This is a genomic window from Streptomyces sp. SS1-1 (assembly GCF_008973465.1).
GTDB lineage: Bacteria > Actinomycetota > Actinomycetes > Streptomycetales > Streptomycetaceae > Streptomyces.
In genome coordinates, this window is sequence record NZ_WBXN01000004.1 from 544130 (window position 1) to 568597 (window position 24468).

Here is a 24468-nt window from a genome sequence, read left to right on the forward strand (position 1 = left end):
TACGGCTCACAGCGTCCGCCGTCGGATCAGCAACGCCAGGACCAGCAAGCCCGGCAGCAGCGGTAGCCAGACCGTCAGGAGGCGGTAGCCGAGGACCGTGGAGGCGGCCGTGGCCGCCGGGGCGCCGGCCGTGGTCAGGGCGTAGGCGAGCACCGCGTCCAGGGAGCCGAGGCCACCCGGCGTCGGCAGGAGCGCGGCCGCTCCGCTCGCCGCGAGGTACAGCAGGGCCAGCCGGGCCGGGCCGAGGTCAGCCCGACCGCGTGGGCGACGGCGGTGAGCGCGGCGCAGTGCCCGAGGACATAGCCGAGGGAGCCGCCCCACAGGCCGCCGCGCGGGCCGGCCGGGCGTGGACGGCGACGCTGTGGCCGCGCAGCGCGGCGAGGGCGGCGCGGCCCCGGGACCGTACGGTGTCGCTGAGCAGCAGGAGGCACAGGGCCGCCGCGCACAGGGCGGCCGGCACTCCCCCGCCGTCCCGGGAAGGCGGAGCACGCCCGGGCAGGCCAGCACCAGGCCCGCGATCAGGGCGGCCCGTACGGCCACCCCGGCGGTGCCCTTGACGGCCATCGCGATGGCGGCGCGGGCGAGCGGCAGCCCGGCCCGCACGAGGTAGCGCAGGTTCACCGCGCCGGAGCCGAGCCCGACCGGCAGCACATGCCCCGCGGCGGACGCGGCGAACTGGGCGCCCAGCAGGGCCGTGGGAGGCAGTAGGCGCAGCACGGCTCCCTGCTGGGCGAGCGCCGCGCACGGCCAGGTCGTCAGGGTGGCCGCGGCGGCCGCCAGCAGCCAGGCCCGGTCGGCGGCGGCGAGCCGGACGGCGCCGGTGTGCAGCACCGGCCAGTGCCGCCGGGCCAGCCAGACCACGGCCAGCAGGACGGCGAGGGTGAGCGCGGTGTGCGCGTAGGCGCGTGCGCGCCGGGCGGGGGTGAGGGCCGGGTCCGGCGTCATCCAGGTCCGCCCGCGCCCGGGAGCGGGGCGACCCGGGCGTCCAGGCGGGGCAGGTGGTGCAGTTCCCAGGTGCGGGCGTACGACGGGCCGTCGCCGCGGCGCCTGCTGAGGGCCGCGACGGGGGTGTGGCGGGCGGTGTCCAGGATCGCGGCCTCGGAGGTGTCGGCGTTGTGGCCGGCGACGGCGCCGGAGGTGCAGCCGGCGTAGAAGGCGATGGGGATGGACTGCTCCCCGGTGAGCAGGCAGGGCGGGCGTACGCCGAGCCGGTGCAGTGTGGTGGCCGAACGGGCCCAGTCGATCCGGGCCTTGGTGGTGCGCTCCACGGTGCTGTCCAGGACGGAGAACTGCACGCTGAGGTGACCGATCAGCGCCAGGGCGATCACGGCGAGGGCCACCGGACGCGGGCGTCCGTTCCTGCCGAGGGCCAGATGGAACAGCGCGTCCACGACGGGGATGGCGAACAGCGCGTAGGCGGGCAGCAGGAAGCGCGGGGCGGCGTAGCCGATGAGGAAGAGGTAGGGGACGGCGGCCGTGGTGGCGCAGGCCAGCGGGAGCAGCGTGCGCTCGGTGCGGCCCGCGCGGACGGCGACGAAGAGGCCGTAGCCGGCGAGCACCGGGAGTGTGAGCCACCAGGCGTAGATGCCCGGGTCGGGGAGTTCGCCGCCGCAGGGCCGGCACAGGGCGGACCCCATGAGGCTGCGCATCTGGTCGTCGACGGCGATGTTCCAGCCCAGGTCGCCCTGGATGCGGGACGCCTCGTTGAGCCGTTCGCGCAGTCCGCCGAAGGCGAGGAACGCCTCGACGACCCACTCGACTCCCCCGGCGGCCAGGCCCCCGGCGAGGGCGGCGCCGAGCCGCCACCGGCGCCGGACGGCCACGAGGACGAGCAGCGGCAGCGTCACCCACACGGCGTCCGTGGGCCGCATCCAGGCCATCAGCGCGGCGCCGCCCACGACGCCCCACAGCGCGGGGGTGTCGAAGCGGTCGGCGCTCACCCGCAGGAAGCAGCCGACGCAGATCAGCGCGCCGAAGGCGACCCAGAGGTTCGGCATGGCCTGCGGGCCGTAGAACATCGTGATCCACAGGGTGACGAAGAAGGCGCCGGCGCCGGCCAGGACCCGGGCCGGGAAGAGTCCCCGCCACACCCGCAGGGCGAGGTACAGGCCGAGTCCGGACAGGACGGCGAGGTAGACGCGGAGCAGGACCGTGGACGACGACCACGAGGCGACCGGCCATACCAGCAGGGAGACGCCGCGCGAGCGGGGTGCGCTGAAGAAGGCGGCGGGCCGGTCGGCGGAGACCTGGCTGACGTAGACGATCTCGTCCCAGCCGAGGCCCATGGCGGGGCCCACGAGCAGGAGTTGGGCGACGGTGAAGGCGCCGGCCACGGCCGCGAGCAGGAGATCGCCGCGCAGCCGCCGTGGCCCGCCGGTCCGGTCCGCTGGTCGGGCCGTCCCGTGCTGATGAGCATGGGCTTGGTGCCGTGCGCCATCGATCACCCCTCACCCCCGCGTGCCGCGGGTCTTCTGGCCCCGCGGCCCGGCGAGTGGCGCGGGGAGCCGAAAAGATTAAAAACATCGACAAACTAACCCGTACCGGGCATGGCGGTGGGGTGCGTTGGGCCAGGTGCCGCACGGACGGCGCGTCCGCCCCGGTCAGCGCGCCCACCGGGGGTGGCCCGGCGCCACCCGGATGCCACACTCTGCTGTGTGGCCCCGACCTTCGAAGACCTCCTCGACCGTGCCCGCGCTCTGGCCGACGAGGGCGGCCGTGCCGTCCTCGGCATCGCGGGCAGCCCCGGGGCGGGCAAGACGACCCTGGCCGAGACCCTGGTGCGGGAGCTGAACGGCACGGGTGACCCCTGGGTCGCCCATGTGCCCATGGACGGCTTCCATCTCGCCGACGCCGAGCTGGAACGGCTCGGTCGCCGCGACCGCAAGGGCGCCCCGGACACCTTCGACGCCGCCGGGTACGCGGCCCTGCTGCGACGGCTGCGCGAGGAGCCCGGCGGACTCACCGTCTACGCGCCCGGGTTCGAACGGGTCCTGGAGCAGCCGATCGCCGGTGCCGTGCCGGTGGAGCCGGCGGCCCGGCTGGTCGTCACCGAGGGGAACTACCTGCTGCTGGACACGGGCGCGTGGGCGCTGGTGCGGCCCCAGCTGGACGAGGTCTGGTTCTGCGAGCTGGAGGAGCGGGAGCGGCTGCGGCGGCTGATCGCCCGTCATGAGCGGTTCGGCAAGACGCACGAGGAGGCGGTGGCCTGGGTGATGCGCTCCGACCAGCGCAACGCGGAGCTGGTCGCCGCGACCCGGGACCGGCCGACCTGGTGGTGCCGGCGGCGACCGCGCTGCCCTCGTGAGTGAACCCGCGCCCCGCGCGAGCCGTACCCCTGGGCACGGCGGAAGGTGCGGATGATGGCGCTCGAACAGAACCCGGTCGCGGTGGCGCCCCCGTCGCCGCAGACGCCTCCCGACACCACCGGGGCCACGCGGCGGTGGCCGCTGCCCCTGCTGGTGGTGCTGCTGCTCGGGCAGATGGCGGTGGCCATGGTGACGACGGCCGTGCAGCAGACGCCGACGATCGACGAGCCGGTGTACGTGGGGACGGCCGCCGAGTATCTGCACGCGCACGAGCTGGTCCACAACCCCGAGCACCCGCCGCTCGGCAAGCTGGTGATCGCGGTGGGGGTGGCGCTCGCCGATCCGCACTGGGACCCCCGATCAGGCGACGACCAGGGCGAGTTGGGCCGGGACCTGCTGTACGGGTCCGGCAACGACCCCTGGCGGGTGATGCTGTTCGCGCGGCTCCCGGTGATCGTGCTGACGCTGGCGTTCGGCTGGGTCGTGTTCGTCTTCGCCCGTGAACTCGCGGGCCCGCTCGCCGGGTTGGCGGCACTCGGGCTGTACGCCTTCTCCCCCGATCTGATCGCGCACGGTGCGCTCGCCACGCTGGACGTCCCGGCGGCCGGGTTCGTGCTCACCTCCGTATGGCTGGCGTGGCGGGCGCGTCACCGGCCGCGCCGGTACGTACCGCTCGCCGGGCTCGCGCTCGGGGCGGCCCTGGCCACGAAGATGAGCACGCTCCCCGCGTTACCCGTGCTGCTCGCGCTCACCGCGCTGTCGGTGTGGTCCGCGCGGCCGGCGTCGCCGCACCGGCTCCCGGCGCTGCGCAGGGCGGCCATGGCCGCCGGCGTGGTGGCGGTGGTCGCGGTCGCCGTCGTCTGGGTGACGTATCTGGTGGTCGATCCGCGGCTGCGCTGGGACCCGGACCAGCCCATGCCGGTCGTGCGCGGCCTGCGGGGCCTGGCGGTGGACCTGCTGCCGTTCCCGGAGTCCTACCGGGACGGCATTCGCGTCCAGTTCGCCTTCGAGAACCACCCCTGGCAGGGCTTCCTGTTCGGCCGGCTCTACACCGGGGCGCTCTGGTACTACCTGCCGGCCGCCCTGCTCGTGAAGACGCCGCTCGGCATGCTCGCCCTCTGGGCGGCGGGCGCGGCGGCGGTGCTCGCGGTGCGGCGGCTGCGCCCCGCGGCGCCCTATCCGCTGGTGCCCGCCGCCGTTCTGCTGGCCACGGCGATGCTCGGGGCCCGCAACTTCGGTACGCGGTACGCCCTGTTCCTGCCGATGTTCCTGGCCGTGGCCGCGGGATGCGCGCTCGCCGTGCGGCGGCGGTGGGTCACGGCCGGGGTGGCGGCGCTGGTGGTGTTCGTCGCGGTCAGTTCGCTGCGGACGTTCCCCTACTATCTCCCGTACTCCAACGAGGCGTTCGGCGGTCCGGAGCGGACCCGGCTGCGGCTGCACGACTCCAACGTGGACTGGGGCCAGGACCTGGGCCGGCTGGCCGACCGGCTCCGGGAGCGGTACCCGGGCGAGCGGGTCTGGCTGGTCTACAAGGGCAGCGGGGTGCCGTCGTACTACGGCATCCGGGCCCGCGACCCACGCGAGGTGCCCGAGCGTGAGGTGCGCGGACTGCTCGTCGTGTCGGACTCGGCGGCGGCCAAGGCGACCGGCCGGCTGGCCCGGTTGATCGCAGGGAGCCGTCCCGTGGAGACGGTCGGGCACTCGATCACCCTGTACCGGCGGTGAGCGGGAACCCGTTCGATCCCTGGTCACCACGGTGGGTGGGCTATGTTGAAGCACTGTGGAAGACAATGGAGGCGCGCCGTCGCCCTCGCCCCAGCAGGCGCGCGCACAGGCGTCCGCGATCACCTCGGGAAAGACCGCTCCGGAAGCGGAGGCTTCCCCGACTTCCCAGCTCCGGGACCTCTTCGACCAGCCGAGGCTGTCGCCCGGGCAGCGCCGGATCGCCCAGTACCTGATCGAGCACCTCACGGAGGCGGCGTTCCTGTCGATCACCGATCTCGCCGAGCGGGTCGGGGTGAGCCAGCCGTCGGTGACGCGGTTCGCGGCGGCGGTCGGCTTCAGCGGTTACCCGGCGCTGCGGGAGAAGCTGCAGTCGATCGCCCTGGGGACGTTCGCGGGCGGCCCCGCCTCGGAGGAGAACGGCGCCAACGAGCTGCAGGCCGCCGTGGACGCCGAGATCGAGAACCTGGAGAACCTGCGGCGGGACTTCGTCGATCCCGACGAGGTGATCGAGGTCGGCCGCAAGCTGTCCCGCTCCACGCCGCTGACCATCCTCGGGCTGCGCATCTCGGCCTCCCTGGCCGAGTACTTCGCCTACGCGGCCCGCCGTATCCACCCCGACGTACGGCTGGTCACCCGGGGCGGCAGCGTCGCCTACGACGCCCTGCTCCAGTCGCGCGAGGCCGGGGGGACCTGGGTGCTGGCGTTCTCGATGCCCCGGCACGCCCAGGAGACGCTCACGGCGGTGCAGGTGGCGCGCAGCGCCGGCCTGAAGATCGCCCTCGTCACCGATCTCGCGCTCGGCCCGGTGGCGGACGCCGCCGACGTCGTCTTCGCCACGGGCACCGGCTCCCGCCTGGTCTTCGACTCCTACGCGGCGCCCGGCGTGATGGCGGCCGCGCTGCTCCAGGCCATGACCGACGCCGATCCGGAGCGCACCCAGGGGCGCCTGGAGGACTACGAGCAGATCTCCGAGCAGCACCAGTTCTTCCTGCGGGACTGACGGGACCGCTCCCACCCCACCTGCCGAACCACGGCACACGGGCAGCTCTCACTTCACATCACACATGAATGTTTTCATACGCCTTGCAAACCAGACGGCATATATAAATACTGCAGGCGCATCACCCGCCCGACAGAAGGCAGCCGGTCCGCTCATGCACACGTCCTCCCATCCGTCGTGTGCATCCCGGCTGCCGCGTCGGGCTCCACAACGAACAGCCCTTGCCGCCGTCTCCTACCCGCGTCGGCGCACGGGCTGTTCGGTCGGGCACCACCTGCGTGTGTGCCCGGTGGCGGCGGCCCCGGTCATCCCCTAGGCCGGGGCCGCGCCGAAACCCCGTCGGACACCCCGGACGACGCCGCACACCCGTGGAAGCGATGATCATGCCCCTGACGACGACGCGCATCAGCCCGGACTGGCCGTGCCAGGTCAAGACCCCCGGCTCCTACGACTGGGAACGCTCCGCGGCCAAGTGGCTGCGCGACCTCGTGCCGGCCCGCTACGCGAGCTACCCGGCGCTGATCCGCCACCCCGTCCTGCTGGCCCGGCACGCGCAGATCCAGGTGCAGCAGGAGATCCGGGTCGCGCGCACCGCGCTGCAGACAGCCCGGGCCGACCTGCCGGGGCTGGGTCTTCCCGAGTCGGTCATCGAGCACACCATCAAGATGTACGCGGCCGAGGTCATGCAGCTGCAGCACATCGCGCGCAGTGTCCGCGCGGTCTCGCAGGCCCTGGTCGAACGCGGGCGCTGACCCGGCGGCGGGGCCCCTGATCAGGACGCGCCGCGTGCCGCGCAGCTGACCCGCGCGGACGGCGAGGCGTCCGACGCGGTCGCCGCCAGGAAGCCGAAGGTGACGCTGGCGCCCGGGGCGAGGCTGCCGTTCCAGTCGGCGTTGGCGACGGTCGCCGAGCCGTCGGTCCCGGTGGACAGCGTGCCGTCCCAGACCTGGGTGAGCCGGGCGCCGTCGGCCGGTACGACGGTCGCCGTCCAGGCCGAGACGGCGGCCGACGGGGCGCCGGTCACCGTCACCTCACCCTGGAAGCCGCCCTGCCAGCTGGAGACGGTCCGGAAGGACGCGGTACAGCCCGCGTCGGTGCCGGGCCCGGCTCCCCCAGGTGCCTCGGACGCGGAGGCGGAGGGCTTCGCGTCCGAGGCGGGCTCCCGGGCCGCCGCCCGGGTGCCGCCGTCGTCGCGCTCCACCAGCAGGAGGGCCCCGCCGAAGCCGAGGACCGCCGCGGCCGTCACGGTCACCGCGAGGGCGGTCCGGCGGAAGCCCGCGCCGTGCGCGGCGGGAGCGGGAGCGGCGCCGCCGTACCGGACGGTGCCGCCGTCCCCGGGGACGGCCGGCAGTTCCTGCGTCGCGTCCTCGGCACCGGGCGCGGGCCGGGGCAGCGCCACCGTCTCGTAGCCGCCGGCGGTGTCCTCCTCCCACTCGCGGAAGAGCTCCGCTAGGGCGTCGGTACGGCGTGGGCGCAGCACATGGATCGGTTCCAGGGCCGGTTCTCCGCCGGGTTCCGCGGGGTCGGGCTGGTGGGCACACCGCTCTCCTTCCGTCCCGTCGTGCACGGGTTGGCCAATCCCCGCCCAGAGATACGGCGGTGCCGCCCGGCCGGTTCAGGCGCCCCGGGGCGGGGCCGGTGAGGAAACGGCGCAGGGACTCCTTGAGGGCGGCGACGAAGGCGTCCCGCCGGGCGTCGTCCACGGCGTCCAGGGAGATAGGGGTTGAGGTCCTCCAGCTCCACCAGCAGCAGCGTGCCGTCGGGGGCGCGGCAGGCGTCGACGCGCTGGATGCCGTGCGCGAGGCCGTTCAGTCGACGAAGCGCCGGGCGAAGTCCAGGTCGGCGGCGCTCGGTTCGTACGGTTCGAGCTGCCAGCGCCGGTCGGTGTGCGGGGCGTACAGGGCGTACTGGAAGGCGTCGTCGACGAAGTAGAAGGACACCTCGTAGGCGAAGTCGATGTGCGGCTGGACGAGGACGGTGCCGTCGGCGGCCTCGCGCGCCTGGGGTTCGTGGACGATCCGCAGTCCTATGGAGTCGGCGCCGAGTTTCGGCTTGACCACATAGCGCCCCGCGCCGGACAGCCGGTGCAGGTCCTCGGCGCGGTCCACGGTGGGGATGACCGGGAACCCGGCGGCGGTCAGGTCGAGCAGGTACTGCTTGCCCGCCATGTCCCCCTTGCCGGTGAGCGGGTTGTAGACACGGGTCCCGGCGGCGAGCGCGCGGCGCCGAAAGTCGTCGTACACGTCCTGGTAGCCGAGGACGGGGCCGCTGTTGCGGACGACGACGGCGTCGAAGGCGTCCATCAGCGCCGCCGCGTCGCGCGGGTGGCACAGCGCCAGGTCGAAGTCCTCGCGCAGCCGGGAGGTGAGGTGGATGTCCTCGTCGCAGTAGCGGCGCCCGCGGGCCGGGTAGGCGAGGTCGCTGACGTACAGGATGCGGGGACGTTCGGCGGGCATGCGGGGCTCCTGGGGCTGCGGTGGCAGCCGATCGTAAGCGGAGCCCCGATGTCCGGACAAACGCCGGCCGGGGCGGCCGGGGCGGGGGGCGTTCTGCCCTCGGCCGATCTGCCGCGGGCAGAGAAAGCCGCCGGTGGGACCCGGCCCGGCCGACAGTGGAGGCGACGGCAACCCATCACCGAGGAGGACCGATGACTCCACCTGTCACGCTCACGCCCCGCGCGGAGGAGGGCGAGACGCCGCCGACCCGCTTCGACGACCAGCTGGCCTCCCAACTGCTGGGCCAGCGCATCGTGTTGCTGGGCACCGAGGTCACCGAGGCGTCCGCGAACCGGGTCTGCGCCCAGCTGCTCCTGCTGTCGGCGGAGGACCCGCGCACCGACATCAGCCTGTACATCAACAGCCCGGGCGGGTCGGTCCACGCGGGCCTGGCCATCTACGACACGATGCGGCTCATCCCGAACGACGTCTCCACGCTCGCCATGGGGTTCGCGGCCAGCATGGGCCAGTTCCTGCTGAGCGTCGGCACGGCGGGCAAGCGGTACGCGCTGCCGAACGCGCGGATCATGATGCACCAGCCGTCGGCGGGCATCGGGGGCACCACCGCGGACATCGAGATCCAGGCGGACAACCTGGAGTTCACCAAGCGGACCATCGAGCGGATCACCGCCGAGCACACGGGCCAGACCCCGGAGACCATCTCCCGGGACGGGGACCGCGACCGCTGGTTCACGGCCGAGCAGGCCAGGGAGTACGGCATGGTGGACCGGGTCCTGGAGTCCCTCGCGGACGTCCGCCCGGCCGCCGCCCGGCGACGGATGGGACTGTGATCATGGGCAACTACACGATTCCGTACGTCACGGAGCGCACCCCGCACGGCGAGCGGTCCTCGGACGTGTTCAGCCGGCTGCTGTCGGAGCGGATCATCTTCCTCGGCACCGAGATCGACGACGGCGTCGCCAACGTCGTCATCGCGCAGCTCCTGCACCTGGAGTCGTCGGCGCCGGAGAGCGAGATCTCGCTCTACATCAACTCCCCGGGCGGCTCGTACACCTCGCTCATGGCGATCTACGACACCATGACGTACGTCCAGGCCCCGATCTCCACGTTCTGCGTGGGGCAGGCGGCGTCGACGGCCGCGGTGCTGCTGGCCGGAGGGGACCCCGGCCGGCGGTTCGTGCTGGAGCACGCCCGGGTCCTGCTGGGCCAGCCCGCGACCGGCGGGAGCCGGGGCGTGGTGTCGGACCTGGCGCTCCAGGCCAAGGAGATGGTCCGCATCCGCTCGCAGGTCGAGGAGGTGCTGGCGCGGCACACCCACCACGACATCACGACGCTGCGCGCGGACATGGACCGCGACAAGGTGTTCACGGCGCCGGAGGCCGTCGCGTACGGGCTGGCCGACGAGGTGGTGAGCCGGCGCCTCGTGCGGGTCTGAGGCGCCGGCACCGCGTCACGCGGCCAGGCACAGCCCGTCGTACGGCGACCCGGAGCGGCCGCGTCCGGACGGGGGCACCCGGCGGGAGGTGACCCGGGTCAACTCGCCCTGGACGAGGGTCAGCAGGTCGCCCAGACCGAGGCCCAGGGCGTGGGCGGCGGCCGCGAGGACCTCGGAGGAGGCCTCCTTGCGGCCGCGCTCGACCTCTGAGAGGTAGGGCATGGAGATCCGGGCCGCGTCCGCCACGTCCTTGAGCGTGCGCTCCTGGGCGAGGCGTTCGCGGCGCAGGACGTCGCCGACGAGGTCGCGCCACAGGGGTTCCCGGGGCGCGGCCGCCGGGGGCGTGGCGGTGGACGGGCGGGCGGGGGCGGGGCGTTCGGACGGGGGGCGGGTCGTCCCGGGGCGTACGGCGGCCGGACGGACGGCGCTCGGCGCAGGGGGATGACGCGGGCTTCGTTCGGCGCTTGTTCGCTCACCTTCCCAGCCTAGGAGCCGGGGGCGTCAGGGGAAGGTGTGCGCGTTCCGCCCTGGACGAAATCGGGCGGCGGCGCTCGTCATTCGGCGCCGAGGCGCAGCACCGCGCGGACGCGTTTGCCGACCGGGACGCGTTCCACGACGACCTCGGCGGCCAGCGCGTGGACGATCTCCAGTCCGTGCCGGCCGATGCGCGTGGGGTCCTTGGGAAAGCGGCGGGGCAGCGCGGAACTGCTGTCGTACACGCAGATCGAGACGGAGTCGTCGGTGCCCTCGAGGTCGAGGATGTACGGGCCGTTGCTGTGCCGGTCGGCGTTGGTGATCAGCTCGCTGACCACGAGGAGCACCTTGTCCTCCACGGGCTGCCCGATGGTGGCGCACCACTTGGTCCTGAGCCGGCCGAGGAACAGCGCGGCGAAGGACCGCGCCTCGGCGATGCAGCCCTGTTCCCCGCTGAAGTGGGCCGCGCGCCGCAGCGGCTCCACGGGCACGTCGAAACCAGTCGGAATCACTGCCCCGTCCACAAGGTCGATCATCGTTTCTCTCTCGGAAGCCGGCACCGCCGGACGCTGCTGCACCAGTCCTGGTACCCAGTCCTGCGCCGCGCAGTCCACCTCTTCGTCGCGCTGTACGTCACAGCGAGGACGAGGCCGTCTCCGGTCCTGTGGGGGCCGAGCCCGTGGTGGTCGTCGTACCGCCGTCCGGGGGCGGCTCGGACGTCGTGGTGCCGGGCTCGGAGGTCGGCTCGGACGTCCTGGTCTCGGGCGTGGACGTCTCCGGGGTGGTGGTGCCCGGACTCGTCGGGGTGTTCGTGCCGGGCGAGGTGGAGGGGGACGAGGAGTCGCTCACGGACGGCGAGGGCTTCGCCGGGCGGTGGGTCTTCTTGTCCCTGTGCACGTCGTCGCCGGGCTCCCGGGCGATCCACTCGTCGTGCTCGTCGTCGTAGATGACGAACTCGTCGACGGGCTGCTTCGCCGGCATCACCACGACGACCTCGGAGGAGCGGAACCCGGGCCAGGAGTCGCCGGTGTGGCGGACCGTGCCCTTCTGCTGGACCGGCGGGGTCAGCGGGTTGCCGCAGGCGCAGCGCACCCGGGGCACGCCCTTGTCGTCGACGAGGACGGCGGTGCCGGCCTGGAGGACGGCCTGGTAGCTGGTGGCGGCGCCGTCCTGGAAGCCGTGGTTGGTGACGCGGGTGTCCAGGCGCAGCTGCACGGGGGTGAGGGAGCGCAGGTAGGCGGGCACGCCGGACGGTTCGACGTGGGCGACGGAGGCGAACGCCTTGTTCTTGGCGGGGTCGTCCCGGAAGAAGCGGATCTGCTTCTCCACGTCGCAGCTGGCGACGTCACGGGTGCCGCCGTACAGGCCGTCCGTGCCGCCGTCGACCGCGCGCACGGCGTTCGAGGGCGCCGACTCGGTGGCCCCGGACGGGGTGGCGCGCTTGGTCGTGCTGTCCTTCGCGGTGGACTCGGTGAAGGGGTCGGGGCCCTTCTTGTCGGCCGCCGTGAGGAAGACCTCGCCGTCGGCCGCGGTGTTGTTCGAGCCGCCGTCACCGCGGGACAGCACCACGGCGACGACCACGGCGGCCACGACCACGGCGGTGAGGGCCGCGATACGGGGCACGGACCGCCACCACGGGGGCTGCGGTCCGGAACCGCCGGACGCACCACCGCCGCCACCACCGCCACCGCCGGACGGGGGCTGGGAGGGCGGTCCCGAGGGTGGCTGGGAGGGGCCCGACAGGGGGCCCGAGGGCGGTCCTGTGGGACGGCCGGACGACGGAGGGTCGACGCTCACGAGGCCTTCTTCCCGACGCGGGCTCCCGCGGGACGCCGCCGGCACGTCGCCCGCGCGGCCCGTCCCGCGACACGGAGCACCGCAGTGCCGCTCTTGTCGCAGTTACTATGTTTCGTCGCATTTCTTGCGCTTCTCAGCGCTTCTTTGTGCTTCGTTCCCATTCTGTGCTCCGGCTCGGCGGGGCTCGCAAGCCGACGCGGACGGCCCTCCCGGCGGGCGGGGCACCGGGGTGCTGCTTAGCGTGGGCGGGGTGAGCGCGCAGACCCCCTCCCGCCCGGCCGTCGCCGCCCACGGCTGGGTGCAGGCCCTCGTCGTGGTCCTCGCGACGGCCGTCGCCATGGGGGTCGTCGCGGCGCTGGGACTGTGGGCGGCCGGGGCGGCCGACCTGCCGGACGGCGCCTTCCCCGGGTGGTCGCCGCGACCGTGGTCACGGCGGTCGGCGGCACGGTCGAACTCACGGGCAGCGCCGGGGGGCTGGCCTCGTCCGACGCCGAACTGACGGTGATCCCGCTGTCCGTGACGCTGACCGGGGCGCTGGTGCTGGCGGCCGGGTTCCTGCGGCCGCTGCGGCACCGGGCGGTCGCGGGCGCCGGGGAACTGGCGGGCTGGGCGGGCCGGATCGCCGGCCTGTGGATCCTGGCCATGCTGGCGCTGTCCTTCGGGGCGCGCCAGACCTTCACGCTCTCGCTGAGCGACCTCGGCCAGGACGCGTTGGGCGATCTGGGGGACCTGTTCGGCATCGAACCGAAGGTCGGCTTCACGACGGACGTGGCGCTGAGCGTCCTCTTCGGCACCCTGTGGCTGCTGGGCGTGCTGGTGCTGGCGCTGCTGGTCGCGCGCGGCGCCCCGTTGCCGGGTCCGCTGCTGCGCTTCCAGGAGTCGGTGCGGCCGGCGGCGTACGCGATGGTGGTCCTGCTGCTGGCGTACGTGGTGCTGGGCGTCGTGATCGGCCTGGTGGTGGCGGCGACGCGCGGCCATGTCGCGGAGACCTTCGCGGTCCTGCTGCTCGGGCTGCCCAACCTGGTGTGGCTCGCCCTGACGATCGGCCTCGGCGCGACCTGGAACGGCAGGGTGGAGGGGCCGTTCGGGCTGCCCATGCCGCACGTCCTCGACGAGGTGCTGCGCGGCCGGGACGTGTCGGAGGTCAACCTGGGCACGCTGGCCGAGCAGGACGGCCGGGTGTGGTGGCTGCTCGTTGTCGACGCGGTGCTGCTGCTGGCCGCCGCGGTCGTGATGGCCCGGCGTTCACCCGCCCGGGTGCGGCCGTGGCAGCACGCGGTCCACATGGCGGTCGCGCTGGCCTTGACGGTGCTGATGATCTGCCTGGTCGGCCGCATCTCCGCCCGCTACGGCCTGTCCATCCTCGGCATCGGCGACCTGGGCGGCGGCCTGTCCGGCACCCTCTTCCTGAAACCCGAGATCTGGAGCGCCCTGGGCCTGGCCCTGCTGTGGGGCCTGGTCACGGGCTTCCTGGGCGGCCTGCTGGCCCGACGGCTGCGGCATCGGGGCGAGGTCCCGGCGGGGGCGGAGGCCGAGGGGCGCGCGCGCTGAGGGCGGCTGGTCAGGGGCGGAGGACCGGGAGGGCCGGGATCGAGGCGTCACGGGCGGGCTGCTCGCCCGGCGCCCACCGCAGCGCGGTGACGTCCCGGCGGGGGGCGGCGCCCGAGGGGGGATGTCAGCGGCGGTACACCGGGAGTGCCCACGGGGGCGGTTCCGGTGGGGGGGCCATGGGTCTGCCGGCGCCGGTGGCGTCCCGGGGGCGGGGGACGGGGTCGCGGGGGCGGGCTCGGCCAGGTGGGTGACGGCGTGGTCGATCTGGGTCGGGGGGTGGGCCCCGCGGGTGCCGCCGGCGACGGCCGCGCGGAGTTCGGCGACGAAGGCGAGGCAGGAGTCCTGGCGGTCGTCGGGGCTCTTGGCCAGCGCCGAGGCGAACACGGCGTCCACGGCCGGGTCCAGGTCCGGGCGGGCCTCGGTCAGCGGGGGCGGCTCGTCGTACTGGTGGGCCCACAGCAGGGCCATGTCGTCGTCGCGTTGGAACGGCGGCCGCATGGCCAGGCACTCGTAGACCACGCCGGCGAACCCGTAGACGTCGCAGCGCGCGTCGACCGGCTTGCCGGAGATCTGCTCGGGGGCGACGTAGTCGAGGGTGCCGACGAACTGGCCCACGGTCGTGAAGCCGGTGAGGGACAGCGACTTCTTCGTCAGCCCGAAGTCGGTGAGGTAGGCGTGCTCGGGGTGGTCGCTGTCGGTGCCGCGCGCGACGAGGATGTTGCCGGGTTTGACGTCCCGGTGGACGAGGCCGTTCTCGTGGGCGGCGTCGAGCGCGGAGGCGACCTGCGCGGCGATCCGCAGGGCCGTCGGGGGCGGCAACGGGCCCTGCTGGTCCAGCAGGTGGCGCAGATCGCTGCCGGCGACGTACCGCATGGCGATGTACAGCACGCCGTCGGTCTCGCCCGCCTCGAACACCGGCACGATGTGCGGGTGGTCGATCGCGGCGGCCGCGCGGGACTCGTGGGTGAAGCGGCGGCGGAAGGTGTCGTTGCGGGCGAGTTCCGGGGCGAGCAGCTTCAGCGCGACGGTGCGCTCCAGGCGCAGGTCCCGGGCCCGGTAGACCACGGCCATACCGCCCCGCCCGATCTCGCGTTCGATGCGGTAGCCCGCGACCTGCCGGCCGATCAGCTCGGAGGGGCGCCCGGAGAACAGGCTGGTCTCACGGGCCATCGGGGGTCACGACCTGCGTCGGGGCGTGCCCGGGCTCGGCCCGCGCGTGGGGGGCGTCGTCCGTCGCGTAGGTGCTCATGCGGGCCCCGTCCGCGTACACCCACCGCTCGTGCTCGGTGTCGTACAGCCATACGGACTCGCCGTCGACGACGATCCCGACCCGGACGCCGTGGGTGCGGGAGTGGAACGCCTCGCCGTCCAGGCCGCCGGCGGCGAGTTCCTCGACGGCGGACCGGTATCCGCCCAGGGCCCGTTCGACGCGGGCGAGGAGCGGGCGCGGGTCGGCGGTGCGGGCGAGCGGGCCAGCGCCGGCGGTGGGCGGGTCCTGCGGGACGGCGACGAGACCGCGGGCGTCGACCCAGGCGGACCAGCCGTTGGCGCACAGGACGTGCCCCCAGTCGCCCCGGCGTTCGGTGAGCTGGACGGGCAGCAGCGCGTCGAGGGCCACGGTGGGCCGGTCGGGGTCGGGGGTCTCCCAGGCGGGCATGCCGTGCTGGGGGACGACGTGGGTGGGCCGGAATCCAGGGGTCGCCATCGGGTGCCTACTTCCGCATCACGACGGGTTCACGCCGGCGCAGCAGCCGGGAGACGAGGAAGCCGAAGATCAGCGAGAGCACCACGAGCATGCCGATGTTGAACAGCCAGATCCCCGCCGAGTGCTTGAACAGCGGGTCACCGGTGAGGTCGCCGGGCACGATCCTGGACAGTCCGACGGTGCCGGCCATGGCGCCGAGCGCCCAGCGCGAGGGCACCAGCCAGGACAGCTGCTCCAGGCCGGGGACGCCGTGCAGCTTCAGCAGGGCCCCGCAGAAGACGACCTGCACGATCGCGAGCAGCACCAGCAGCGGCATCGTCACCTCCTCCTTGCGCACCAGGGCGGAGACGACGAGGCCGAGCATCATCGCGGTGAACGCGAGCAGGGCGACGGCGATGATGATCTCCACGAGGGGCGGCAGCAGCACGCCTTCGCCGCGCGGCGCGTTGAGGTCGACGCCGAGCAGGGCGACCAGGGTGAGGACGACGGCCTGGAGCACGGTGATCGTCCCGAGCACCACCACCTTGGACATCAGGTACGCCGATCTGGACAGGCCGACGGCCCGTTCCCGCTGGTAGATGACGCGTTCCTTGACGAGTTCGCGCACGGCGTTCGCCGCGCCGGTCAGGACGCCGCCGACGCACAGGATGAGCAGGGCGTTCATCGCCGTCTCCTGGGTCAGCTTGCTGCCGGCCAGGGCGCGGGCCATCACCCCCATCACGAACGGCAGGGCGATCATGATGATGAGGAAGGTGCGGTCGGCGCTGAGCGCGGCGGCGTAGCGGCGGATGAGGGTGCGCAGCTGGGCGCCGCGGCTGCGGGGTCTCGGGGGCTGAGTGATGACGACGGGGTCGGTGCGGTCCTGCCGGGGCTGCCCGGTGGCGTCGGCGATGTAGCGCCGGTGCTGCGGTGAGGTCCGGTAGTCGCCGGCCCAGTCCCGGTCCTGGTCGCGTTCGAACGCCTCGAAGGCCTCCGGCCAGTGGTCGAACCCGAAGTAGGCCAGCGCCTCCTCGGGTGGTCCGTAGTAGGCGATGCGTCCGCCGGGGGCGAGGACGAGGAGCCGGTCGCAGACGTCGAGGCTGAGGACGCTGTGGGTGACGACGATGACGGTGCGGCCGTCGTCGGCGAGGCCGCGCAGCATGTGCATCACGGAGCGGTCCATGCCGGGGTCGAGTCCGGAGGTCGGCTCGTCGAGGAAGAGCAGCGAGGGCTTGGTCAGCAGTTCCAGGGCGACGCTGACGCGCTTGCGCTGGCCGCCGGACAGGCTGTGCACGGGCTGCTTGGCGCGCTGTTCCAGGCCCAGTTCGTGGATGACCTCGTCGACGCGGGCCCGGCGTTCGGCCTTCGCGGTGTCCTGCGGGAAGCGCAGTTCGGCGGCGTACGACAGGGCGCTGCGGACGGTGAGCTGTCCGTGCAGGATGTCGTCCTGCGGGACCAGTCCGATGCGCTGACGCAGCTCGGCGTAGTCGTGGTAGAGGTCGCGGCCGTCGTAGAGGACCGTGCCGTGGTCGGCGGGGCGCTGCCCGGTGAGGGCGTTGAGGAGGGTGGACTTCCCGGCGCCGCTCGGGCCGACGACGGCGAGCAGGCACTTCTCCCCCACCGGGAAGGAGACGTGGTCGAGCAAGGTCTTGCGGCCGTGGTCGACGGCGACGGCGAGGTCCTGCACCTCCAGGGACACCTCGCCGGTGTCGACGTACTCCTGCAGCTGGTCGCCGACCAGGCAGAACGCGGAGTGGCCGATGCCGACGATGTCGCCCTCGGCGATCGGGGCGCTGGTGACCGGACTGCCGTTCAGGTAGGTGCCGTTGTGGCTGCCCAGGTCGGTGATCTCGTAGGTCCCGTCGGGCAGGGCGCGCAGCTCGGCGTGGTGCCGGGAGACGATCAGGTCGTCGACGACGAGGTCGTTGTCGCCGGCGCGGCCGACGCGGATGGTGCGGGCGGGCAGCGGCCGGACGTTGGTGGGCTGCCGGAAGGTGCCGGTACGGCTCGGCATGGACACGGCCGAGGGGCGCTCGGGCCTGGCGGCCGGGGTGGGGCGGTCGAGCAGGACGGCACGGGGTCCGTCGGCGGGGTTGCCGAAGCGGATGACGGTGCCGGGGCCGACGTCCCAGTGGTCGACGCGCTGCCCGTCGGTGTAGGTGCCGTTGGTGCTGTTCTCGTCGGCGAGGGTCCAGTGGTCGGCCTCGGGACGCAGCACGGCGTGGTGCCAGGAGACACGGGCGTCGTCGATGACGATGTCGCTGAGCGGGTCGCGTCCCACGTGGTAGTCGCGGCCCGGGGTCATCACCGTGGAGCCCGCCTCGGTCTCCAGGACCAGTACGGGCGCAGTCGGTGCGATCGAACGCTCCGCCATGCCTGGATTCTATCGATCTGCCCGTGTTCGCGCCTGATCGCCTCCGGGCCATGACAAGGGCCCGGGGTCTAGCCGACGGGCACGATCAGGGCGGGGACGGTGCGCTGCATACGCACGGCGTCCACCGACTCGGCGAGGAGTTCGTACTCGGTGGTCTCGTCGCTCACGGCGATCCGTACGAGCCGCCCCGCCGCCAACTCGTCGGCGATCAGCTCTTGTCGGTCCACGTCGCCGCACCAGGCGCGCAGCACGGCGGGGACGTCGGGCACGGTGTCGGCGACCGGGACGAGCGCACCCGGCGGAAGGTGCTCGGACTCCGGTCGCGGGTCTAATCGCTCGGCCATCCAGGACGCCCGGTCCCGCAGCCACCACAGGGCGAGGGCGAGGGTGGGGGCCCGGTAGGTCCCGAGGGGTACGCCGATCCGCCGTCCGTCACAGACGCCGTACGCGGTGACGTGGCAAAGGAACTCGTCGTGCACGTGACCTCCCCCGTGGTGCCCGTGTTCGCCTGTCGGCGGACCTCGCTTCCCGTGCGGCTCGTGAGCGGTGTGTGAGCGCGCCGTCGCCCCATGTGAAGCACCCTCGCTGTCGAGTATGTTCACTACTGAAACACTGTCACCATGACTTTCCGGCCAGTCTCCTGGCATATTCACGGCGCGCGTTGGCCGAAACGGGACGGCGGCCTGGTCACCCGGCCGGCGTCGGCACACACGCCGGAGCCCGTGCACCCCTCGAGGTCCACGGGCTCCGGCGCGGCCGGCGGTGCGGGCGGGGTCAGCCCTTGATCACCGCGTCGATGCGGGCCAGCTCCTCCGCGTCGAAGTCCAGGTTGCGGGTCGCGGCCACGCTGTCCTCGATCTGCCGGGCGCTGCTCGCGCCGACCAGCGCCGAGGTGACCCGGCCGCCGCGCAGCACCCAGGCCAGGGCCAGCTGGGCCAGCGTCTGGCCGCGGGACGCGGCGATCTCGTTCAGCGCGCGCAGCCGGGCGACCAGGTCCTCGGTGATGGCGTCGGAGTTCAGGAACGGGCTGTCGCTCGCCGCGCGCGACCCCTCGGGGATGCCGTCGAGGTAGCGGCCGGTCAGCAGGCCCTGCTCCAGCGGGGAGAAGACGATCGAGCCGACCTGGAGCTCGTCGAGGGCGTCGAGCAGGCCCTCGTCCTCGGGGCGCCGGTCGAGCATCGAGTAGCGCGGCTGGTGGATGAGGAGCGGGGTGCCCAGCTCGCCCAGGATGCGGGCGGCTTCCCGGGCCTGCTCCGCCGAGTAGTTGGAGATGCCGACGTACAGCGCCTTGCCCTGCTGCACCGCCGTGTGCAGCGCGCCCATCGTCTCCTCCAGCGGAGTGTCCGGGTCGGGGCGGTGCGAGTAGAAGATGTCGACGTACTCCAGGCCCATCCGCTTCAGGCTCTGGTCGAGCGAGGACAGCAGGTACTTGCGCGAGCCCCACTCGCCGTACGGGCCGGGCCACATCAGATAGCCGGCCTTGGTCGAGATGATCAGCTCGTCCCGGTAGGGCGCGAGGTCCGCCTTCAGTGCCTCCCCGAACGCCGTCTCGGCGGCGCCGGGCGGCGGGCCGTAGTTGTTGGCCAGGTCGAAGTGGGTGACGCCCAGGTCGAAGGCGCGGCGCAGGATGGCGCGCTGGGTCTCGGCGGGCCGGTCGGGCCCGAAGTTGTGCCAGAGGCCGAGCGACAGCGCGGGGAGCTTGAGGCCGCTGCGTCCGGTGCGCCGGTAGGGCATGTCCGCGTAGCGGTCGGGGTGTGCGGTGTACAACGCGACTCCAGAGAGGTGGGCACACGGGGGGCGGCGCGCGTGCGACGCCGTTCCGGTCGCGTCCATGCTGTCGCGACCTGCGGGCAGTGGTCCAACAGGTAAATCAGATGGGATTCAGCGGCTAGGCTGCTCAATCATGGAACTGCGCCATCTCCAGCACTTCGTTGCGGTCGCCGAGGACCAGCATTTCACCCGCGCGGCCGAACGCCTCATGGTGTCCCAGTCCGGCCTGTCGGCCTCCATCCGGGCGCTGGAGCGGGAGCTGCAGACCCCGCTGTTCGTGCGGACGACCCGCCGGGTGACGCTCACCCCGGCCGGGCGGGCGCTGCTGTGCGAGGCGGAGCGCATCCTGGCACAGGTGCGGGCCGCGCACGAGGCGGTGGCGGCCGTGCAGGGCGTGCTGCGCGGGATGCTCGCGCTGGGCTCGGAGCAGTGCATCGCCGGGGTGCATGTGGCGGGACTGCTCGCGGCGTTCCGGCGTGAGCATCCGGACGTGGAGATCTGTCTGCGGCAGGCGGGTTCGGGGGCGCTCGCGGAGGAGGTCGCGGCCGGGCGGCTCGACCTCGCCTTCGCCGTGCGGACCGCCCAGGAGGAGACCGACCAGCTGCGGGCCGTCCCGCTGACCAGCGAGCCCATGACGGTGCTGTGCCATCCGAGCCATCCGCTCGCGCAGGCCGGCGCCCCGGTCACCCCGGAGGACCTGGGCGGCGAGGTGTTCGTCGACTTCCACCCCGACTGGGGGCCGCGCCGGGCCACCGACAGCGTGTTCGCGGCGGCGGGCGTGCGCCGGACGGTCGCCCTGGAGGTCAACGACGTGCACGGCCTGCTGGACCTGGTCGACGAGAACCTGGGGATCGCCGTCGTACCGCGCCACTTCCGGCACAAGCGCCCGTCCCTCACGGCCCTTCCGGTCAAGGGCGCGGGCGACACCGTGTACCGGACGGTCGCCCTGCTGCCGCCGGAGCAGGCCACGAGTCCGGCCGCCCGGGCGCTGATGGGGTTGCTGGAGACCGAGGGCGCCTGACGCGGACATGCGCGATGGTGGAGCCATGCATGCGAAGGACATCCTCATCGAGGCCTACGGCCGGATCCGCGAAGAGGTCCACGCGGCCGTCGAGGGCCTCGGCCCCGACGAGCTCGGCAGCCGCCCCTCCCCCGACGCCAACTCCGTCGCCTGGCTGATCTGGCATCTCGCCCGCATCCAGGACGACCACGTCGCCGACGCCTTCGGGCTGGAACAGGTGTGGCTGGCACAGGACTGGCACGGCAGGTTCGGGCTCGACCTGCCCCGCCACGACACCGGTTACGGGCACACCCCGGCGAAGGTCGCCAAGGTCCAGGTGTCCTCGGGCGACCTGCTGACCGGCTACTACGACGCCGTGCACGAGCAGTCCCTGGGGGTGCTGCGGACGGTGGCCGCCAAGGACCTGGAGCGGGTCGTGGACGAGCACTGGGACCCGCCGGTCACGCTGGGGGTGCGGCTGGTCAGCGTCCTGTCCGACGATCTCCAGCACGTCGGACAGGCCGCCTACGTCCGCGGACTCCTTCAGAGCGCGTAGCCCGGCAGGACGACGTCCTCCAGGAGGGCCTTGCGCTCGTCGAACGGGATGAACGCGCTCTTGACGGCGTTCACGGTGACCGTGCGCAGGTCCTCGACCGTCCAGCCGGCCTCCTCGACCAGCAGGGTCATCTCACGGGTCATCGTCGTACCGGACACGAGCCGGTTGTCGGTGTTGAGGGTGACCCGGAAGCCGAGGTCCTTCAGCGCGGTGATCGGGTGCCCGGCGATCGACGTGGCCGCACCGGTCTGGAGGTTGGAGGTGGGGCACATCTCCAGGGCGATCCGGCGGTCCCGCACCCAGCCGGCCAGCCGGCCCAGCTTGCCGTCGACGATGTCCTCGGTGATCCGCACGCCGTGGCCGATGCGCTGGGCGCCGCAGACCTGCACGGCCTGGTGGATGCTCGGCAGGCCGTGCGCCTCGCCGGCGTGGATGGTGAAGGGCACGCTCTCGCGGCGCAGGTGCTGGAACGCGTCGAGGTGGTCGGCGGCCGGGAAGCCGTCCTCGGCCCCGGCGATGTCGAAGCCGACGACGCCGGCGTCCCGGAACGCGACGGCCAGGTCGGCGGCCTCGCGCACCCGGTCGAACATCCGCATGCCGCACAGCAGCGTGCCCACCCGCACCGGGGTGCCGGCCGCCGCGGCCTTCGCCATGCCGGCGGCCAGGCCCTCCTGGACGGTCTCCACGACCTCGGCCATGGTCAGCCCGCCCCGGGTGTTCAGCTCGGGGGCGTAGCGCACCTCGCCGTAGACGACGCCGTCGGCGGCGAGGTCCAGGACGTACTCCTCGGCGGTGCGCAGCAGGCCCTCGCGGGTCTGCATCACGGCGAGGGTGTGCTCGAAGGTGGCTATGTAGCGGACCAGGTCACCGGAGTTGGCGGCCTCGTAGTACCAGGCGGCGAGCTCGTCGGGGTCGGTGGTGGGCAGGGTGTGCCCGATCTCCGCCGCGAGCTCCACCACGGTGGCGGGGCGCAGTCCGCCGTCGAGGTGGTCGTGCAGGACGGCCTTGGGGAGGCGGCGGATCACATCGGCGTCTACGCGCGTAGCGGTCATGGTGCAGTCTTTCTCGAAGGGCGGGGGTGCGACGGGGGGTGCGAGCGGGTCAGGCGGCGGGCTGGAGGAGGTCCCAGCGGTTGCCGTACAGATCCTGGAAGACGGCGACGGAACCGTACGGCTCGTGCCGGGGCTCCTCCAGGAAGGTCACGCCGGCCGCGAGCATCCGGGCGTGGTCGCGGGCGAAGTCGTCGGTGTGCAGGAAGAACCCGACCCGCCCGCCGGTCTGGTCGCCGACGCGGGCCCGCTGCCCGTCCCCCTTGGCGCGGGCCAGCAGCAGTCCGCTCCCCTCACCGTCCGGCGCCACGACGACCCAGCGGGACCCGTCGGGCCGCGGGGCGTCCTCGACGAGCCGGAAACCGAGGGCGTCGGTGTAGAAGCGGATCGCCTCGTCGTAGTCGTCGACGACGAGGGTGACCAGGGCGAGACGGGACATCGGGGCCTTCCGGGTCGGGTGGTTAGCGGGAGAGGTTATACGTAAAACCTGGGTGGCGCCAGTCCCGGAAGGAAGCGTGCCGATGCGCGTGTGGGGCGGGGCTCGAGGAGGGAGGCCGGCGCGCCCGGGAACCGCGCACCCGCGCCGACGGCCCACCGGCCTGCCGCTCCCCCCGGGCGGACGCCGAGCGGGACTCAACTCCCCTGTGCGCGCACCGCGTTCAGCCGCCCGAGCTCCTCCTCCGTCAGGCGCACCGCGCCCGCCGCCACGTTCTCCCGCAGGTGGTCCGGGTTGCCGGTGCCGGGGATGGCGAGGACGTGGGGGCCCTGGGCCAGGGTCCAGGCGAGGCGGATCTGGGCCGGGGTGACGCCGTGCGCCCGTGCGACGGCCAGGACCTCCGCGTCGTGCGCGTCGGTCGCGCCGTGCTCGCCCGCGTCCCCGGCCACCGCGTAGAAGGGCACGAACGCGATGCCCGCCTCGCCGCACAGGCGCAGCAGCGCGTCGGCTTCCGGGGAGGGCCGGTCGAGGGCGTAGCGGTTCTGGACGGCGACCACGGGGGCGATGGCCCGGGCCTCGGCGAGATGGTGGGGCCGGACGGCGGAGATGCCGAGGTGGCGGACGAGCCCGGCCTCGCGCAGTTCGGCCAGGGCGCCGAAGTGCTCGGCGATGGAGTCCTGCCGCATGCGGCGCAGGTACACGAGGTCCAAGTGGTCGCGGCCGAGCTGGCGGAGGTTCTCCTCGACGTGGCCGCGCAGTTGGTCGGGCCGGGCGGCGGTGCCCCACTCGCCGTCGTACTCGCGGTGGGGGCCGACCTTCGTGGCGATGACGAGGTCGTCGGCGTACGGCGACAGCGCGGTGTTGATGAGTTCGTTGGCCGAGCGCAGGGCGGAGAAGTAGAAGGCGGCCGTGTCGATGTGGTTCACCCCGAGTTCGACCGCGGTGCGCAGGACGGCGATCGAGCGGTCCCGCCGGCTGGGGACGCCGTGGTGGAAGGCGGCGCTGCCCGTCAGCCGCATCGCGCCGAAGCCGAGGCGGTTGACGGACAGGTCGCCGAGGTCCCAGGTGCCCGCGGCGTGCGCGGTGATCGTTTCGGTGGTCATCGGCGGAGTGTCGCACACGCCGCGGGACCCGGGAGGGCGGTCAGCAGGAGAGGTTGCCGCCGGCGGAGACGCCGAGGATCCGGGTGAAGCGCTGGTAGGCGTCGACGCGGCTCTGGACCTGGGCGGGGTTCTTGCCGTCGCATTCCAGGGAGCCGTTGATGGAGCGGATGGTCTGGCCGAAGCCCGCCTGATCGACCATGGCGTTGTGCGGGGTCATGGAGCCGGGGCCGGTCTGGGTGTTCCAGTACCAGAGCCCGGTCTTCCAGGCGACGGCCGCCTCGTTCTGCACGCGCCAGGGGTTGTTGAGCAGGTCGATGCCGAGGGCGTCGCCCGCTGCCTTGTAGTTGAAGTTCCAGGAGAGCTGGATGGGTCCGCGCCCGTAGTAGGCGTCCTGCCCGGCGGGACAGCCGTAGGGCTGGCCACGGTCGCAGTAGTGGGGGTAGTTGGCCGTGTTCTGCTCGACGATGTGGACGAGTCCGCCGGTCTCGTGGTTGACGTTGGCGAGGAAGGCGGCGGCCTCCTGCTTCTTGACCGTGTCGCTGCCGGTGTTCGCGAAGCCGGGGTAGGCGCTGAGCGCCGCGACCAGGCCGCTGTAGGTGTAGAACGCGTTCCGGCCCGGGAACATCTGGTTGAACTGGGCCTCGCTGACGACGAATCCGGCGGCCGAGGCACTCTGGGCCGGCTGGAGCAGCAGGACGGTGCTGCCCAGGGCGAGCGTGGAGAGGAGTGCGGCCAGACGGCGCTTCAGCACGT

General features: G+C 73.3%; 20 protein-coding genes and 5 pseudogenes. 9 read left to right on the forward strand and 16 right to left on the reverse strand.

What is annotated here, in order from left to right; translation table 11 throughout:
• Nucleotides 1–6: 6 nt before the first annotated feature.
• A complete protein-coding gene (locus F8R89_RS03480; RefSeq protein WP_318841271.1) occupies nucleotides 7–945 on the reverse strand; it encodes a lysylphosphatidylglycerol synthase domain-containing protein in 939 nt (312 codons plus the stop codon).
• Nucleotides 942–2333 carry a hypothetical protein gene (locus F8R89_RS03485; RefSeq protein WP_151782553.1) on the reverse strand — a complete coding sequence of 464 codons (1392 nt, stop codon included), beginning with the start codon at nucleotides 2331–2333 and terminating at the stop codon, nucleotides 942–944. Before F8R89_RS03485 ends, F8R89_RS03480 begins: the two co-directional genes overlap by 4 nt.
• Nucleotides 2334–2654: 321 nt before the next feature.
• Between F8R89_RS03485 and F8R89_RS03490 the strand changes: the two are divergent.
• The 4 genes and pseudogenes from F8R89_RS03490 to F8R89_RS03505 all read left to right on the forward strand — a co-directional run bounded on the left by F8R89_RS03490 (nucleotide 2655) and on the right by F8R89_RS03505 (nucleotide 6782).
• A pseudogene (locus tag F8R89_RS03490) lies at nucleotides 2655–3304 on the forward strand (nucleoside/nucleotide kinase family protein).
• A gap of 52 nt (nucleotides 3305–3356) precedes the next feature.
• Nucleotides 3357–5030, forward strand: coding sequence for an ArnT family glycosyltransferase (locus F8R89_RS03495; protein ID WP_151782555.1), 1674 nt, complete (start codon nucleotides 3357–3359; stop codon nucleotides 5028–5030).
• A 55-nt stretch (nucleotides 5031–5085) separates the two neighbouring features.
• Nucleotides 5086–6030, forward strand: a complete 945-nt coding sequence (locus F8R89_RS03500; RefSeq protein WP_151782556.1) for a MurR/RpiR family transcriptional regulator — start codon at nucleotides 5086–5088, stop codon at nucleotides 6028–6030.
• Nucleotides 6031–6407: 377 nt separating this feature from the next.
• Nucleotides 6408–6782, forward strand: coding sequence for a hypothetical protein (locus F8R89_RS03505; RefSeq protein WP_151782557.1), 375 nt, complete (start codon nucleotides 6408–6410; stop codon nucleotides 6780–6782).
• Nucleotides 6783–6802: 20 nt separating this feature from the next.
• Here F8R89_RS03505 and F8R89_RS37210 read toward each other — a convergent pair whose 3' ends face one another.
• Together F8R89_RS37210 and F8R89_RS03515 are read right to left on the reverse strand one after the other, a co-directional pair.
• Nucleotides 6803–7597 carry a cellulose binding domain-containing protein gene (locus F8R89_RS37210; RefSeq protein WP_318841272.1) on the reverse strand — a complete coding sequence of 265 codons (795 nt, stop codon included), beginning with the start codon at nucleotides 7595–7597 and terminating at the stop codon, nucleotides 6803–6805.
• 73 nt (nucleotides 7598–7670) lie between these two features.
• Nucleotides 7671–8486: pseudogene (locus tag F8R89_RS03515) on the reverse strand (hypothetical protein); the annotation flags it as partial.
• 191 nt (nucleotides 8487–8677) lie between these two features.
• Here F8R89_RS03515 and F8R89_RS03520 point away from each other — a divergent pair.
• Together F8R89_RS03520 and F8R89_RS03525 are read left to right on the forward strand one after the other, a co-directional pair.
• On the forward strand, nucleotides 8678–9316 hold the full coding sequence (locus tag F8R89_RS03520; protein WP_151782559.1) for a ClpP family protease: 639 nt from the start codon (nucleotides 8678–8680) through the stop codon (nucleotides 9314–9316).
• 2 nt (nucleotides 9317–9318) lie between these two features.
• Nucleotides 9319–9921, forward strand: coding sequence for a ClpP family protease (locus F8R89_RS03525; RefSeq protein WP_151782560.1), 603 nt, complete (start codon nucleotides 9319–9321; stop codon nucleotides 9919–9921).
• Nucleotides 9922–9936: 15 nt separating this feature from the next.
• On the opposite strand, the pseudogene F8R89_RS37215 reads toward F8R89_RS03525, so the two are convergent.
• The 3 genes and pseudogenes from F8R89_RS37215 to F8R89_RS03540 form a co-directional block, all read right to left on the reverse strand.
• Nucleotides 9937–10397: pseudogene (locus F8R89_RS37215) on the reverse strand (helix-turn-helix domain-containing protein).
• A 78-nt stretch (nucleotides 10398–10475) separates the two neighbouring features.
• Nucleotides 10476–10931 (reverse strand): ATP-binding protein, encoded by a 456-nt coding sequence (locus F8R89_RS03535; protein ID WP_151782562.1) that lies wholly within the window; start codon nucleotides 10929–10931, stop codon nucleotides 10476–10478.
• Between the two features lie 97 nt (nucleotides 10932–11028).
• The gene (locus F8R89_RS03540) at nucleotides 11029–12192 is read right to left on the reverse strand and encodes a DUF6777 domain-containing protein (RefSeq protein WP_151782563.1); all 1164 of its coding nucleotides are present in this window, start codon (nucleotides 12190–12192) and stop codon (nucleotides 11029–11031) included.
• 250 nt (nucleotides 12193–12442) lie between these two features.
• Between F8R89_RS03540 and F8R89_RS03545 the strand changes: the two are divergent.
• A pseudogene (locus F8R89_RS03545) lies at nucleotides 12443–13743 on the forward strand (streptophobe family protein).
• Nucleotides 13744–14256: 513 nt separating this feature from the next.
• On the opposite strand, the pseudogene F8R89_RS37325 reads toward F8R89_RS03545, so the two are convergent.
• The 5 genes and pseudogenes from F8R89_RS37325 to mgrA all read right to left on the reverse strand — a co-directional run.
• Nucleotides 14257–14913: pseudogene (locus F8R89_RS37325) on the reverse strand (serine/threonine-protein kinase); the annotation flags it as partial.
• Nucleotides 14903–15448 carry a hypothetical protein gene (locus F8R89_RS03555; protein ID WP_151782564.1) on the reverse strand — a complete coding sequence of 182 codons (546 nt, stop codon included), beginning with the start codon at nucleotides 15446–15448 and terminating at the stop codon, nucleotides 14903–14905. The pseudogene F8R89_RS37325 and the gene F8R89_RS03555, both read right to left, overlap by 11 nt.
• A gap of 7 nt (nucleotides 15449–15455) precedes the next feature.
• Entirely contained in the window at nucleotides 15456–17801 is a 2346-nt protein-coding gene (locus F8R89_RS03560) for an FHA domain-containing protein (RefSeq protein WP_151782565.1), read from the reverse strand.
• 68 nt (nucleotides 17802–17869) lie between these two features.
• Nucleotides 17870–18280, reverse strand: coding sequence for a hypothetical protein (locus tag F8R89_RS03565; protein WP_151782566.1), 411 nt, complete (start codon nucleotides 18278–18280; stop codon nucleotides 17870–17872).
• Nucleotides 18281–18575: 295 nt separating this feature from the next.
• Nucleotides 18576–19568, reverse strand: coding sequence for an L-glyceraldehyde 3-phosphate reductase (gene mgrA / locus F8R89_RS03570; RefSeq protein ID WP_151782567.1), 993 nt, complete (start codon nucleotides 19566–19568; stop codon nucleotides 18576–18578).
• A gap of 136 nt (nucleotides 19569–19704) precedes the next feature.
• Here mgrA and F8R89_RS03575 point away from each other — a divergent pair, with 136 nt between their 5' ends.
• Nucleotides 19705–20592, forward strand: coding sequence for a LysR substrate-binding domain-containing protein (locus F8R89_RS03575; protein WP_151782568.1), 888 nt, complete (start codon nucleotides 19705–19707; stop codon nucleotides 20590–20592).
• A gap of 25 nt (nucleotides 20593–20617) precedes the next feature.
• On the forward strand, nucleotides 20618–21127 hold the full coding sequence (locus tag F8R89_RS03580; protein ID WP_151782569.1) for a mycothiol transferase: 510 nt from the start codon (nucleotides 20618–20620) through the stop codon (nucleotides 21125–21127).
• On the opposite strand, the gene F8R89_RS03585 is transcribed toward F8R89_RS03580, so the two are convergent.
• The 4 genes from F8R89_RS03585 to F8R89_RS03600 all read right to left on the reverse strand — a co-directional run bounded on the left by F8R89_RS03585 (nucleotide 21115) and on the right by F8R89_RS03600 (nucleotide 24466).
• Nucleotides 21115–22179: an adenosine deaminase gene (locus F8R89_RS03585; RefSeq protein ID WP_151782570.1), complete on the reverse strand. Its 1065-nt coding sequence runs from the start codon at nucleotides 22177–22179 to the stop codon at nucleotides 21115–21117. The genes F8R89_RS03580 and F8R89_RS03585 overlap by 13 nt on opposite strands.
• Before the next feature lie 49 nt (nucleotides 22180–22228).
• Complete coding sequence (locus F8R89_RS03590; protein ID WP_151782571.1) at nucleotides 22229–22615, reverse strand: VOC family protein; 387 nt, start codon at nucleotides 22613–22615, stop codon at nucleotides 22229–22231.
• Nucleotides 22616–22809: 194 nt separating this feature from the next.
• On the reverse strand, nucleotides 22810–23715 hold the full coding sequence (locus F8R89_RS03595; protein ID WP_151782572.1) for an aldo/keto reductase: 906 nt from the start codon (nucleotides 23713–23715) through the stop codon (nucleotides 22810–22812).
• A gap of 40 nt (nucleotides 23716–23755) precedes the next feature.
• Nucleotides 23756–24466, reverse strand: coding sequence for a chitinase (locus F8R89_RS03600; RefSeq protein ID WP_151782573.1), 711 nt, complete (start codon nucleotides 24464–24466; stop codon nucleotides 23756–23758).
• Between the last annotated feature and the right edge of the window lie 2 nt (nucleotides 24467–24468).

What these genes read in the sequence shown, in the direction of transcription:
- F8R89_RS03480 (WP_318841271.1), bottom strand. Translation starts at nt 945, where the DNA reads ATGACGCCGGACCCGGCCCTCACCCCCGCCCGGCGCGCACGCGCCTAC.
- F8R89_RS03495 (WP_151782555.1), top strand. Translation starts at nt 3,357, where the DNA reads ATGATGGCGCTCGAACAGAACCCGGTCGCGGTGGCGCCCCCGTCGCCG.
- F8R89_RS03505 (WP_151782557.1), top strand. Translation starts at nt 6,408, where the DNA reads ATGATCATGCCCCTGACGACGACGCGCATCAGCCCGGACTGGCCGTGC.
- F8R89_RS03520 (WP_151782559.1), top strand. Translation starts at nt 8,678, where the DNA reads ATGACTCCACCTGTCACGCTCACGCCCCGCGCGGAGGAGGGCGAGACG.
- F8R89_RS03525 (WP_151782560.1), top strand. Translation starts at nt 9,319, where the DNA reads ATGGGCAACTACACGATTCCGTACGTCACGGAGCGCACCCCGCACGGC.
- F8R89_RS03535 (WP_151782562.1), bottom strand. Translation starts at nt 10,931, where the DNA reads ATGATCGACCTTGTGGACGGGGCAGTGATTCCGACTGGTTTCGACGTG.
- F8R89_RS03555 (WP_151782564.1), bottom strand. Translation starts at nt 15,448, where the DNA reads ATGGCGACCCCTGGATTCCGGCCCACCCACGTCGTCCCCCAGCACGGC.
- F8R89_RS03560 (WP_151782565.1), bottom strand. Translation starts at nt 17,801, where the DNA reads ATGGCGGAGCGTTCGATCGCACCGACTGCGCCCGTACTGGTCCTGGAG.
- F8R89_RS03575 (WP_151782568.1), top strand. Translation starts at nt 19,705, where the DNA reads ATGGAACTGCGCCATCTCCAGCACTTCGTTGCGGTCGCCGAGGACCAG.
- F8R89_RS03580 (WP_151782569.1), top strand. Translation starts at nt 20,618, where the DNA reads ATGCATGCGAAGGACATCCTCATCGAGGCCTACGGCCGGATCCGCGAA.
- F8R89_RS03585 (WP_151782570.1), bottom strand. Translation starts at nt 22,179, where the DNA reads ATGACCGCTACGCGCGTAGACGCCGATGTGATCCGCCGCCTCCCCAAG.
- F8R89_RS03590 (WP_151782571.1), bottom strand. Translation starts at nt 22,615, where the DNA reads ATGTCCCGTCTCGCCCTGGTCACCCTCGTCGTCGACGACTACGACGAG.
- F8R89_RS03595 (WP_151782572.1), bottom strand. Translation starts at nt 23,715, where the DNA reads ATGACCACCGAAACGATCACCGCGCACGCCGCGGGCACCTGGGACCTC.